Annotated in this window: 13 protein-coding genes; 4 read left to right on the top strand and 9 right to left on the bottom strand. The window is 73.1% G+C overall.

Features of this window, described 5'->3' with window-relative positions; translation table 11 throughout:
* Window positions 1–13 precede the first annotated feature (13 nt).
* The 3 genes from ACFUEL_RS05195 to ACFUEL_RS05185 form a co-directional block, all read right to left on the bottom strand.
* Window positions 14–517 (bottom strand): DUF1269 domain-containing protein, encoded by a 504-nt coding sequence (locus tag ACFUEL_RS05195; protein ID WP_380234626.1) that lies wholly within the window; start codon window positions 515–517, stop codon window positions 14–16.
* A gap of 113 nt (window positions 518–630) precedes the next feature.
* Window positions 631–1,275 carry an ABC transporter gene (locus tag ACFUEL_RS05190; protein WP_380234625.1) on the bottom strand — a complete coding sequence of 215 codons (645 nt, stop codon included), beginning with the start codon at window positions 1,273–1,275 and terminating at the stop codon, window positions 631–633.
* Window positions 1,272–2,120, bottom strand: coding sequence for an ATP-binding cassette domain-containing protein (locus tag ACFUEL_RS05185; protein WP_380234624.1), 849 nt, complete (start codon window positions 2,118–2,120; stop codon window positions 1,272–1,274). The genes ACFUEL_RS05190 and ACFUEL_RS05185 overlap by 4 nt, the downstream gene beginning before the upstream one ends.
* A 259-nt stretch (window positions 2,121–2,379) precedes the next feature.
* On the opposite strand from ACFUEL_RS05185, the gene ACFUEL_RS05180 reads away from it, so the two are divergent.
* Both ACFUEL_RS05180 and ACFUEL_RS05175 read left to right on the top strand, forming a co-directional pair.
* Window positions 2,380–3,723, top strand: coding sequence for a VWA domain-containing protein (locus ACFUEL_RS05180; protein WP_380234623.1), 1,344 nt, complete (start codon window positions 2,380–2,382; stop codon window positions 3,721–3,723).
* Between the two features lie 2 nt (window positions 3,724–3,725).
* Window positions 3,726–4,652, top strand: a complete 927-nt coding sequence (locus ACFUEL_RS05175; protein WP_380234622.1) for a peptidase — start codon at window positions 3,726–3,728, stop codon at window positions 4,650–4,652.
* A gap of 60 nt (window positions 4,653–4,712) precedes the next feature.
* Here ACFUEL_RS05175 and ACFUEL_RS05170 read toward each other — a convergent pair whose 3' ends face one another.
* On the bottom strand, window positions 4,713–6,905 hold the full coding sequence (locus ACFUEL_RS05170; protein ID WP_380234621.1) for a germacradienol/geosmin synthase: 2,193 nt from the start codon (window positions 6,903–6,905) through the stop codon (window positions 4,713–4,715).
* Window positions 6,906–7,077: 172 nt separating this feature from the next.
* Between ACFUEL_RS05170 and ACFUEL_RS05165 the strand changes: the two genes are divergently transcribed.
* Complete coding sequence (locus tag ACFUEL_RS05165; RefSeq protein ID WP_380234620.1) at window positions 7,078–7,428, top strand: hypothetical protein; 351 nt, start codon at window positions 7,078–7,080, stop codon at window positions 7,426–7,428.
* 22 nt (window positions 7,429–7,450) lie between these two features.
* Here ACFUEL_RS05165 and ACFUEL_RS05160 read toward each other — a convergent pair whose 3' ends face one another.
* Genes ACFUEL_RS05160 through ACFUEL_RS05140 form a run of 5 tightly spaced genes read right to left on the bottom strand, consistent with a single transcriptional unit; the run spans window position 7,451 to window position 10,983 of the window.
* Window positions 7,451–8,047: a hypothetical protein gene (locus ACFUEL_RS05160; protein WP_380234619.1), complete on the bottom strand. Its 597-nt coding sequence runs from the start codon at window positions 8,045–8,047 to the stop codon at window positions 7,451–7,453.
* On the bottom strand, window positions 8,044–8,562 hold the full coding sequence (locus ACFUEL_RS05155) for a hypothetical protein (protein ID WP_380234618.1): 519 nt from the start codon (window positions 8,560–8,562) through the stop codon (window positions 8,044–8,046). The genes ACFUEL_RS05160 and ACFUEL_RS05155 overlap by 4 nt, the downstream gene beginning before the upstream one ends.
* Window positions 8,559–9,290, bottom strand: a complete 732-nt coding sequence (locus ACFUEL_RS05150; protein ID WP_380234617.1) for a hypothetical protein — start codon at window positions 9,288–9,290, stop codon at window positions 8,559–8,561. Before ACFUEL_RS05150 ends, ACFUEL_RS05155 begins: the two co-directional genes overlap by 4 nt.
* The gene (locus ACFUEL_RS05145) at window positions 9,287–10,660 is read right to left on the bottom strand and encodes a putative T7SS-secreted protein (protein WP_380234616.1); all 1,374 of its coding nucleotides are present in this window, start codon (window positions 10,658–10,660) and stop codon (window positions 9,287–9,289) included. The genes ACFUEL_RS05150 and ACFUEL_RS05145 overlap by 4 nt, the downstream gene beginning before the upstream one ends.
* A complete protein-coding gene (locus tag ACFUEL_RS05140) occupies window positions 10,657–10,983 on the bottom strand; it encodes a hypothetical protein (protein WP_380234615.1) in 327 nt (108 codons plus the stop codon). Before ACFUEL_RS05140 ends, ACFUEL_RS05145 begins: the two co-directional genes overlap by 4 nt.
* Window positions 10,984–11,199: 216 nt before the next feature.
* On the opposite strand from ACFUEL_RS05140, the gene ACFUEL_RS05135 reads away from it, so the two are divergent.
* Entirely contained in the window at window positions 11,200–12,252 is a 1,053-nt protein-coding gene (locus tag ACFUEL_RS05135; RefSeq protein WP_380234614.1) for an acyltransferase family protein, read from the top strand.
* The last annotated feature ends 29 nt before the right edge of the window (window positions 12,253–12,281 follow it).

Genomic DNA, 12,281 nt, shown 5'->3' with positions numbered 1-12,281 from the left:
GTCCGTGGGTGGGTCAGAGCGTGGACGCCGGGTACGCCGCCTTGGCGATCTCCCGCAGGTGCTCCTCCTCCTCGTGGCTCAGCGAGGTCTGGATCAGCTGGCCGCCGAACTGCGCGACCGCCGGGATCACCTTGTCCTGGGTGGCCGAGCGGACGAGGGCGAAGACCGCGGCGTTGCCGGGCTCCAGCTTCTCGCCGAGCTGGCGCATGAAGTTGTCGTCCACACCGGTGTCGGTGGAGGCGCCGACCGCCGCGCCGGTCGCGCCGCCGACCGCCGCGCCCAGGAACGGCATGAAGAACAGCAGGCCGATCACGCCGCCCCACAGGGCGCCCGAGGCGGCGCCCATGCCGGTGTTGGAGACCGCCTGGTGCAGCTTGATCTTCCCGTCCTCGCGGTGTTCGACCACCACGATGTCCTCCAGGTCGATCAGCTTCTGCTTCTGCAGCCCGATCAGCTCGTCACGGACCTTCTGCGCGGTGGCGACATCCGGGTAGGCGATCGCGAACAGGTTGCTCACGGCGGGCTTCCTTCCGACAGGCTTCGGGCACGTCCTCCAGCACCCTAACCAGAATTCGCCGGATTTCATCCGATCTGGTCGGTGTGTCCGTTTCCGGCCGGCGGGCCCGGCGCTCAGTCGCCGCGCCGCACCGCGGCCGCCACCGCCGCCCAGCAGCAGGCCGCCGCGAGCACCAGCGCCGCCGGGAGCGTCCACCACGGCACGCTCAGCGCGCCCCGGGCGCCCAGCACCAGCGCCCGCACCACCGCGTTCGCGGGCGAGCCCGGCACCAGCAGCACCGCCACCACCCCGCCGAGGCCCAGCGGCACCGCGTACGCCCCCGTCACCACCGGGCGGTTGCACAGCGCCCCCACCGCCGCCCCCGACAGCACGCACACCACCGTCGCCAGCGCCCCGGCGGCGACCGCCGCGCCCGAACCGCCGCTGCCCAGCAGCACCGCCGCCGCCAGGCCCGCCAGGCCCAGGCCCAGCCCGGCCAGCACCGCCGCCAGCAGCGCCGCCAGGTGCACCCGCGGCCAGCCCGCCGCCGCGACCAGGCAGGCCCGCGACTGCGCGGGCTCCGCCCCCACCGCGGCGCGCACCAGCCAGCCCGCCACCGGCACCAGCAGGCCCGCCGAGAAGGCGGCCGCCCCCGCCGTGTCGTCCCCGCCGGACAGGCCCAGCCCCAGCACCACCACGTACGCCAGCCCGGGGGCGAGCCAGCGCTGCGAGCGCACCAGCAGCTCCAGGTGGTACCGGGTCAGCACGCGCAGCGTCACGGCCGTTCTCCTTCGGTGGGCTCCGGGGCGGCCACGCTGTGGACGTGCACCGGCGGCGTGGAGTTGAGCAGCCTGCGCAGCAGGGTGTCGGAGTGCACGGCGGCCACCTCCAGGCGGACGGCGCCGTCGGCGAGCGGCTCGCGCCCGGGGTTGCCGGGCAGGTGCGCGGGGAGGCGCTCGGCGCGCACCACGATCACCGTGCGGGGGCCGTCCGGCCCGGCCGCGGCGACCGGGACGCCGTGCAGGGCGCCGTCCTTGACGAGGTGTCCGGCGGTGGTGAGCCCGGCCAGCCGGCCCGGGTCGTGGTCGACGAACACCACCAGCCCGCCGGCGGCGGCCCGTTCGGCGACGGCCGCGTCCAACTCGCCGCGGGCGGCCTGGTCGAGCCCGGTCCAGGCTTCGTCCAGCAGCAGCAGGTCGGCCTCGGCGAGCAGGGCCTGGGCGACCGCGACCTTCTGGCAGGTGCCCTTGGAGAGCCGGCCGATCGGGGTGTCCGCGTACCCGGTGATGCCGAAGCGCTCCAGCCAGTGGTCGGCCCGGCGGCGGCCCTGCTCGGCACCCAGGCCGCGCACCCGGGCCAGGTGGCGGAGGTAGTCGCGGGCGCCGAACGGCAGTGCGGGCGGGAAGCGTTCGGGCACGTAGGCCCGGCTGCCGGCGACCTCGACGGTGCCCCGGTCGGCCCGCTCGACGCCCGCCAGCAGCTTCAACAGGGTGGACTTCCCGGTGCCGTTGGCGCCCTCGACCCGGACGATCCCGCCCGGCGGGAGCACCAGGCCGACGTCCCGCAGGATCCACCGGCCGCTGCGCCCGTAGCGCTTGCCGACCCCGGCCAGACGCACCGTCATCCGCTCTCCTCCCCCGCCCTGTCCGTGCGTTCAGGGTAGGCGCCCGCCCACCACCCGCGTTGGGTGATTCGAACTGACGGGCCCCAGGGCGCGTCTGACGATTCCCGTCGGATCAGCGGGCGGCGTTGGAGGGCGTGCCTCGGCGGTGCGGAGGAAGAAATCCATGCGGAGCATAGGTGACTGACGACAAGCCGGCGAGGGGCGTGCTCCGGCGTCGACCGCCCGGCGGGAATCGTCTGACACGCCCTAGGATCGGCGGGTGATCACACCCACTACACCACGACGGACGGCTCGCGCGGCCGCCCTGCTCGGGGCCCTGACGATAGTCGTGGCCACCGGGCTGGGCACCTTCCCCGCGCAGGCCGACGAGCCCGGGGCCCCGCCCGCCGCGACCACCCCGACCGAGGCGCCCAAGGTCGACCTGATCCTGGACGGTTCGGGATCGATGCGCACGATCGACATCCAGGGCAAGAGCCGGATGGAGGTCGCCCAGCAGTCGATCAAGGAGGTCATCGACGCGCTGCCGGAGGAGACCGAGTTCGGCATCCGCACCCTCGGCGCGACCTACCCGGGCAACGACCAGAAGGAGGGCTGCAAGGACACCCAGCAGCTCTACCCCGTCGGGAAGACGAACAAGGTGGAGGCCAAGACGGCCGTCGCCACCGTCCGCCCGACCGGCTGGACCCCGATCGGGATCGCGCTGCGGGCCGCCGCCCAGGACCTCGGCACCGGCCCGACCACCCGCCGGATCGTGCTGATCACCGACGGCGAGGACACCTGCGCCCCGCCGGACCCGTGCGACGTGGCCCGCGAACTGGCCAGCCAGGGCATCCACCTGGTGGTCGACACCCTCGGCCTGGCGCACGACGACAAGACCCGGCAGCAGCTGATCTGCATCGCCAACGCGACCGGCGGCACCTTCACCGACGTGCGCAGCCAGGACCAGCTGACCAAGCGCGTCAAGCAGTTGGTCGAGCGCGCCCAGGACACCCACACCGTCGCCCCGGCCCAGGTGGCCGGCGCCGACACGTGCGCGGACGCCCCGGTGCTGACCCCCGGCGTGTACACCGACCGGGAGAAGTTCTCCGAGCACCGGGTGTACCGGGTGCCGGTGAAGGCGGGCGAGGAGCTGCGCGCCTCGGTCAGCGTCACCCCGGACCGGGCCGTCGCCCGGGACTACGGGGTGCTGCTGCAGGCCACCGACAGCGGCGGCCAGGAGCTGGTGCGCGGCAGCGACGCCGGCTCGGGCCGCACCGACGTGGCGTCGACCGGCGTGCGCTGGTCCGCCGCCGAGGACGACTCCGACGCGGCCCCGGCCTCGGCGTCCCCGTCGAAGGGCTCGGGCTCCACCGCCGGCGCCCGGACGGTGTGCCTGGTGGTCAGCAACTCCTTCGCCCCGCAGGCGGCCGTGCAGGCCGACCCGGGTCTGCCGCTGGAGCTGACCGTGGACGTCGCGGCGGCCTCCCCGGCCCCGGACGGCCCCGCGATGGGCCTGGGCCGCGGCTGGATCCTGCTCGGCGTCCTCACCCTGGCCGGCCTGCTCGCCGGTCTGGTCTTCGGCTGGCTGGCACGCTGGCGGATCTCGGTCTGGCGGGAGAACTGACCATGCGCACCTTCCGCACCGCCGCGGCCGCGGCCGCCGCGTTCACCGGCCTGCTCCTGCTGGCCCCGACGACGGCCTCGGCCGCGTCCCCGTCCGCCTCGCCGTCGGCGTCGGCCTCCGGCACCGCCAAGCCGGTGGTCGACTCGGTGGGCACCAGCTTCCTGACCGCGACCACGCTGGCCTCCGGCCAGGACGCGGACGTCCCGGTCTCCACCGGTGACTACCTGTACTGGGCGTTCCCGGCCGCCGAGGGCCAGACCCCGACCGTCCAGGTCAAGGTCACCCTGCCGGACGCCGCGGACCGGCACGGCCCGCAGACCTGGACGGTCGAGCTGTTCGACGGCCTGCGCCGCCGGCAGTCCTGCACCGCGGGGCCGCAGAACGGCACCGCCGAGCAGAGCGCGGCCACCGTGGAGCTGAGCTGCACGCTGCGGCAGATCCGCTCCTGGGCCGAGCCCTGGTCCGGCGACCCGCTGCCCGGCACGTACTACGTCCGGCTGTCCAGCACGGACATCCCGCAGACCGACCTCGGCCTGGCCTCCACCGTCCACGTGCACGTCGCCACCAAGGGCGGCGCGGACGACGCCCAGCCCGAGGGCGGCTCGCTCAAGGCCCCGCTGGTGCCGCCGGTGAACGCCGGGGCGACGGCGGCCGCCGCGGCGCAGACCCCGGTGCCGAGCGCGAGCGCGACGTACGCGGCCGCGCCCGCCGAGGAGGAGGGCCACTGGTACTCGGACCTCTTCTCCGGCTGGAACACCCGCTGGTGGTGGACCGTCTCCGGCGGCGTGCTGGCCGCCCTGGCCGGTGTGCTCGGCTACACCCTCACCCGCCACCCGCGGGGCCACCGCCACCAGCCGCACCGCCCGGCCCCGGCGCCCGTCCCGCACCAGGCGCCCCCGGCGCAGCCGCGGCAGGACAGCTGGCAGTAACGGCACCCGCTCACCGGGACGGGGGCTCCGGGATCCTTCCCCGGCCCCCGTTCCGGCGTTTCAGCGGCCGATCGTCTCCAGGATCCGCATCGCCGAGGTGCCCAGCTCCGCCGGGAGGGCCGTCTTCGGGGCGAAGTGCCGGCGCAGCACGTCCTCCGTGTAACGGTCGCACCGCTGGTGCCAGTTGAGGACGGCGGCCATCCAGTCCTCCAGCTCGCGGACGTACCCGTCGAGGGCCTGCTCGGCCTCCCCCTCGATGCCGAAGTCGTGCTTGAGCAGCGGGAGTTCGCCCTTGACCACGTGCGCGAACTGGCTGAGCCGGGAGGCCATCAGGTCGGCCACGACGGCGACGGCGACGGGGTGGTCGCAGGAGAAGAAGTTCTCCACCACCCGGACCAGGTTGTGGAACTCGCCCTCGTACCCGGTCTCCTTCCGGTACGAGTGCAGGTCGTTGACCAGGCAGCCGTAGTCCGCCGCGGAGTTCTCGATCGCCCGCAGGGTGCCGCTCGCGTAGACCTCGTCGGGGACGGCCTCGCCGCGGCCGAGCCGGGCCAGGCTCATCGTCAGGTCGGAGCCGAAGGTGGCGCGGCGCATCTCGATGTAGTCGACCGGATCCGGGATGCGGTTCTGGGCGGTGTTGGCGAGCTCCCAGAGCCAGCTGTCGAGCATGTCCCCCACGGCCTTGCGGAACTTGGCCCGGGCGGCCTGGTCGAACGGGTCGACGGTGCGCCGCCAGAGGTCGGCGAGGCCGGACTCCAGCGCGTTGCGCGGGGCGAACGGGAGGCTGCCGTCCAGCGTCATCAGCGCGTGCAGCCGCTCGTTGGCGGCCTTCGCGCCGAGCAGGTCGCGGGAGCGGCCGAAGACCGCGGGGTAGTAGTCGTCCGCGTAGGTGCCCCAGGTCAGCCAGGCGGAGGAGAGGTCGAGCTCGGCGGGGGTGGCGTCCGGGTCGATGCCCGCGGCGCACAGCGCGAAGTCGTAGTCGCGGAGCCTGCGTTCGTCCCAGACGTCGGAGGCGGGGACGCCGGGCTCCGGGTCGAGCAGGCCGAACTCGCGGGCCCAGCGGACGACGTACTCGCGGGAGCCGTCCAGGTGCGGGTTGAGCGTGAGCGGGTACGGCATCGGGAAGTCGGGCAGCGGCGCGGGGCCGGCCCCGCGGGGCGGGGTGTGGACGAAGCTGCGCAGGCCGCGGATGCCCGCCGCGAGGCGGATGTTGGCGGCGGAGGTGCCCAGGCCCCGGGGGCCGGTGGCGGGGGCGGCCGCGCCGCCGCCGTTCATGTACCGGCTGGAGCGCATGTGCCACTCGTGGCCGCCGGACTGCCAGTCCTGCATGCCCTTGACGTAGGCCAGGACCCGGGCCACCTCCTCCGGGCCCAGCGCGTGCTCGACGACCAGCGGGGCGAGTTCGGTGAGCGCGGTGTTCTCGAACTGCTGGAGCCGGGAGGTGAGCAGGTCGTTGACGGCCTCCGCGGCCTGCTGGGTGGAGCAGCCGAGGAAGGTCTCCAGCACCAGGACGCCGTTGGACAGCTCGCCCTCCTCGCCGATCTCGCGCTCGTACGAGAACAGGTCGTTGCGCAGGTGCACGCCGTCCGAGAAGGCGTCCCGCAGGACGCGCAGCGGCCGGGAGTGCGCCACCGACTCGGGCACCTCGGCGTTGGCCGCGTACTCGATCAGGCCGGCCGACCAGGGGGCGCCGCCGACCTTGCGGCGCATCTCGATGTACTCGACCGGGTTGGAGACCCGGCCCTCGTTGATGTTGGACAGCTCCCAGAGCGACTCGTTCAGCAGGTTCCTGGTCGACTCGGCGAACCGGGCCCGCCAGTGGGCCGACATGTGCGGGACGGTGCGCTGCCACAGGTCGGCCAGGCCGGCCTCGACCGGGTTGGTGGCCTCCGGGTAGCCGTCCGCGAGGTCCATCGGCATGAAGGCGGGCAGCCGGTCCAGGTACGCCTTGCCGCCCTCGCGGTCGAGGGTGCGCTTGAAGATCTCCAGGAAGTGGTCGTCGAAGAAGAAGACCCAGGTGTACCAGTCGGTGACGAGGTTCAGCGCCTCGCTGTCGCAGTCCGGGTGGGTGTAGGAGCAGAGCAGCGCGTAGTCGTGCGAGTCGAGGTCGTGCTCCTCCCAGATGCCCGAGCCCTCCAGCATGCCGAAGTCCCGCGCCCACTCCCTGGTGTGGACCCGCGCCTCCTCGTAGTGCGGGTTGATCCGGGCCGGGTACGGCACGTAGAAGTCCGGCAGTTCGAACGGCTGAGCCACTGGGTCCCGCCCCTAAGGTGTTCGTCGACAGAGTTCGGCGCGATGCCTAACGAGCCCAGGGGCCCGCGGTCACCCGTACCCCACTGGGCCGCCCGGATTCCGCAATCCACCCGTCCGAGTGAACCCACCGCGCGCCGCCCTGACGCCGCCGACCGCACCCCCGGAGCACCCGATGCCCCCGCTGCCCCCGCTGCCCCCGTCCGCCCGAGAGACCTGGCGCCTGCTGCGCGGCACCGAACCGGTCGGCGAGATCCTGGTCGACGAGGTGGACATGCCTTGGCTGGAGGGCGAATTCCGCCCCGGCCCGGCCTGGCCGGAGTTCGCCCCGGGCTTCGCCGAGTGCCACCGGCTGGCCGAGGCCGAGGACTGGGAGGGCTGGGAACGCGTCTACGGCCCGCTGGAGGACGCCTGCACCCTGCACTCCCCCGACGGCCCGGTGGCCGAGTTCATGCTGCACGTGGAGCCGCCGCGGGCCCGGTTCCGCTTCCACCGGGAGCCGTTCGAGGAGGACCGGGCCCGCTGACGGCTCACCCCCGCCGGCCGGACTACTGCTGGTAGGGGTTGGGCTGCTGCTGGTACGACTGCGGGTACTGCTGCTGGTAGGAGTGCGGCTGCTGGTATCCCTGCGGCTGCTGGTGCTGCGGCTGCTGGTACCCCTGCGGCTGCGGCTGCTGCGGCTGGGCCTCCGCCTGGAACAGGCCGACGTACTGGAAGCGCGCCGTCTCCCAGCGCACCTGCCAGCCGCGCCGGGCAGCGACCGCGGCGAGCCCTTCGAGACCGATGCCCCGGTAGGAACTCCTGGACAGCGTGATCGTGGGCACCAGCAGCGGGCCGACGAAGGCGAACGGGTACTTGCCGCTCTCGTTCGCCTCCTGCCGGACGCGCACGAGCCTCTGCGCTTCCGGGATCACCTTGTCCAGGGTCTTCCCGAGCGACGCCTCCCAGTCCTCCCGGGTGCCGCGCCGTTCGAGTCTGTACCGGCTCGGGGTGAGGACAGCCCCCAACTCGCCCTCGTTCAGGAAGAACCAGACGGGCAGCCAGAACCACTGCAGGCAGAACTGCAGCCACAGTCCGACGATCCCGCGCTTGCGCAGCGGACCGGTGTGCAGGCCGGGCGGGGCCGGCGGGTGCCAGGCGCTCATGCGGACCCCTCCCGCGGGGGCAGGAAGAGGCGGAGCTCCTTCTGCCCCACGTACCTCCAGTCGACCTGCCAGCCGCGGCGGGCCGCCAGCACGGCGAGCCCTCCGGGGCCGATGCCCCGGTAGTAGCGCCTGCGGATGGTGGTCTCGGGCACCAGCATGTCCCCCTTGTACTTCCACTTGCCGCGGGTGCTGTTGTTGTGGCTCACGTACCCCACCACACCGGCCATCGCGCTGGTGAGGCCCTGGTCCAGGGCCCGCTCGGCCCACGCCTCCCACTCCTCCCGGGTGCCGCTGCGTTCGAGGCGGTACCGGCTCGGCGTGAGGACGAACTTGCCGACACCGTGCCCGTCGGCCGCGCAGTCGCCGCTGGGCATGTTGTTGAGCAGGTGGAGGGCCACCCGGAAGGGCAGCCAGATCCACTGCAGGCAGAACTGCAGTTGCAGCCCGATCACCCCGCGCGCGGGCAGCGGGCCGGTGTCGAGGCCGGGCGGGGCCGGCGGGTGCACGGTGCTCACCCGAACATCTCCGTGATCCGGCTGGCCGATTCCTGGCTGAGCACCGGCGCGGTGCGCTGCTCGCCGGGGCGGACGAGGGCGACGCTCTCCACCACGGTGGCCAGGGCTGCCATGTAGTCCGAGAACTCCTTCAGGATGGGCGTGCTGATCGTCATGGTGACCAGGGTGTCGACCTGCGGAACCGGGATGTACGCGGTGGCTTCGGCGAGTTCGAGCTTGGCCCGGTTGCCCTCGCCGTCGTCGAACTCGTTGATGGCGCCGTAGGCGGCGACGACCACCGGCCCGACCGGGGCGTCCACGGTGAAGACCTCGTTGGCGGGGTCGTTGGAGAGCAGTTCCTCGATCGCGGCGGCCACGGCGTCGGCGTCCTGGGTGTCGGCCTGTTCGCTCTGGATGACCAGGCTGCCGGTGCTGATCCGGCCGTCGTCGAGGACGCCGAGCAGGAAGCCGCAGTAGACGGCACCGGACTCGGCGGCGTCCCGCGCGATGTCCCGGTACCAGGAGGCCACGGTCTCGCGCTGGAAGTCGGTGCCGCCGCTCCAGATCTCCTGGGCCACCTCGGCGAGGTGCGCTTCCCGTTCCTCCTCCGGCAGTTCGAGGCCGAGCGAGTGGAAGAGGACGGGAACGTCCCAGTAGACGACCGGTCCGTCGACCGGCTCCTCTGCGGCGGGGCCGGTCGGGCCCTGGTCGGCCGCTTCGGGGCCGGTCGGCGTGTGTTCTGTCGTCATGATCCGGTCACCTGGTGGTAGAGGTTGGGCGCGTGCACGGCCAGGCCGTATGCCTTGACCGCACCCTGGGGAATGGTCGACCACAGGGACTTGACCGACAGCTTCCCGGCCAGCTCCCCCGTCTCGTGGATGAGGGCGAAGTTCCGCAACGGCGTCTTGGTGACCGCGAGGCCGAGCGCCTTGTGCATGATGCCGCCCTCCGCGGCGACCTTGACGACGTTCTGCCCGACCGCCGAGGCGACCTTCCCGCCGTTGGCGACGAAGCCCGCTCCCTTGACGATGACCGGGGCGACCGCCTCGGTCACCACCTGGCCGCCCTTGGTGACCGCCTTGGCGCCCGTGATCGCGGTCTTGGCCGCCTTGCCCGCCTTGAAGGCGCCGGTCCCGAACGGGACGGCCCCGATGGCGTCCCCCGCGAGGGTCATCAGGCTGATGTCCGCACCGCCGAGCTTGGCCATGCCGTGGGCGCCGAGCGCGACCGCGGAGGCGCCGGCCGAGGCCACGCCGAGGGCCGCCGACAGCGGCGGGCACCACACGGTGGCCAGCGAGGCGATGCCGAGCACGCCGGAGATGCCGCTGGCGATGTCGCCGATCTTCTTGAGGGTCTCGGCGTGGTCGGTGGCCCACTTCTTGATGGACTTGCCGATGTCCTTGAACTTGTTGCCGATCTTCTCCCAGGTGCTGATGTCGGGAGCGTTCTGGTTGGCCCGGCGCAGCGCCTTCGAGGTGCGGCCCGCGTCGTCCTGGTGGTGGAAGTAGAGCTCCTTGGCCTGCTTGACGATGGATTCCAGCTCGTCCTCGATGGCCTGGAGGTCGCGGCTGGCCTTCTCCAGCGCGTCTCCGGCGGCCTGGTACTCGGCGTTGGCGGAGTCGATCTGGTTCTGCGCCTGGGTGAAGGTGGCCTGGTCGTCGAAGTGCCGGCCGATCAGCATGAAGGCGGGGTTGTCGGACGCCTTGTCGTAGCGGTCGGACGCCTGCTCGCGGCTCTTCTTCGCGGATTCCAGGCGGTCCTTGGCGTACCGGGCCTCCTCCTCGTACCGGCGGGCGGTGTCCTGGTAGGAGGAGAGCTGGCTGCGCCAGCTGTTGAGCGCGGAGGACGCCTGGCGCATCGCGTCGACGCTGTCCTCCAGATAGCCGGGCAGTTCGCCGATCTTGCCGGAGAACGCCTGGGCCGCGTCGCCCTCCCAGATGCTGCCGCCGCGGCCGACCTCGACGAGGGTGCGGTGGGCGTTGTCCATCGCGTTGGCGGCCTTGTTGAGCTTGCCGACCAGGCCGTCGACGTTGTCGGGGTTGCCGGGGGCCGGGTTGAAGCCCAGGGCCGGGAAGTCGGGGTCGTGGCCGACGACGTAGGAGAAGAAGTCGCCGCTCATGCCGCTGCCCCGCTGAACATGTCGCGGATGGCCTGGTCGGTCTCCGAGTAGTTCTTGCAGGTCTGGTCGAGCTTCTCCTCCAGGGCCTCGACGCCCTGGGTTATCCGGGTGATGGCGTCCTGCCAGCTGTCGTTGAAGTCGTCGCAGGCGTGGTCGAGGTCCTTGCTGCCGGTCGTCTTCGGACCGGTTTCCTTCATGGCGTGCAACGCCTCGCGCATGTCCTGCTGACTGTCCCTCATCCGCTGCATCAGCTTGGAGAGATCGTCGACTTCGACGCGGAAGTAGGCCCCCATTGCGTATTCATCCCCCTCGGTCATCTTCATGGCTGGGCAAAGCATCAGCCTAGAAGCGCCCTCCGACCGGTACGAGCACGGGTTAGCACCATTACATTTCCTCCACCTCCGACACATGGGTGCACCACCTTCCACCCGCCGACCCCCTCCACCGCCGGGCGCGGTGACATCCCGGGACGAATCCGGCACACCGCACCCGGTAGAATCCTGACGCCCCGTCAGTTCCCTTCCTCCCCTCAGGGTCCCGTGCTCACCGAACCCCCGGCCGCGCGCACCCGCGCCGCCCCGGCCCCCGGCGCGCGCGACGGGTTCTTCGACCGCGCGAAGCTGCTGGCGACGGTGCTGGTGGTGTGCGGGCACTTCTGGGAGCCGCTGGTGCGGGCGCCGGGCCACCGGGTGCTGCACGCCTGCTACCTGCTGGTGTACGCGTTCCACATGCCGGTGTTCGTGTTCGTCTCCGGCTGGTTCTCGCGCTCCTTCACCGGCCGCCCGGACCAGCTCTCCCGGCTGCTCGGCGGCGTCCTGGCCCCGTACCTGCTGTGGACCACCCTGCTGGGGGCGTACGCGGCCCGGCTGGACGGCGGCGGGTTCGCGCCGGACCCGCTGACCCCGGTCTGGGTGACCTGGTTCCTGCTGTCGCTGTTCCTGTGGCGGCTGAGCGCCCCGCTCTGGCACCGGCTGCGCGCGCCGCTGAGCACCGCCGTCGCCGTCTCGCTGCTGGCGGGGGCGCTGCCCCTGACGCCGCAGCTGTCGATCGGGCGGACGCTGCAACTGCTGCCGTTCTTCGTCGCCGGGCTGACCCTGGAACGCCGCCGGGTGCTCGCGCCGCGCGGCGACCGGCGACTGCGGGCGGCGGCGCTGCCGGTGTTCGGGGCGGCCGGCGCGGCCGCGTACTGGCTGGTGCCGCGGCTGGACGCGGCCTGGTTCTACCGGAGCGCGGGCGCGGCCGGGCTGCACGCGGGGTACCCGCGCTGGCTGCTGGTGTCGCTGGGGATCAACCTGGCGGGGGCGGTGCTGGGCGTGCTGTTCCTGGCGCTGGTGCCGGTGCGGGCCGACCGGTCCGGCCGGTGGGCGGCGCTCGGCGCGGCGGGCACGGCGGCGTTCCTGGTGCACCCGTTCGCGCAGCTGGCGCTGGTGCACGGGGGCTGGTACCGGCGGGGCTTCCTGCCGTCCGCGGCCGGGCAGCTGGTGCTGACCGCCGCCGCGGCGGGCCTGGCCCTGCTGCTGTGCACCCGGCCGGTGGCCCGGCTGCTGCGGCCGCTGCTGGCGCCCCGGCTGCGGCTGCTGCTGCGGGGGTAGCGGGCCGGGTCCCTCGCCCCCGCGTTCGA

This window comes from Kitasatospora sp. NPDC057198, assembly GCF_042670125.1.
Lineage (GTDB): Bacteria > Actinomycetota > Actinomycetes > Streptomycetales > Streptomycetaceae > Kitasatospora.
The sequence above is the reverse complement of the archived record's forward strand: the minus strand, read 5'-3'. Positions and strand labels throughout refer to the sequence as shown.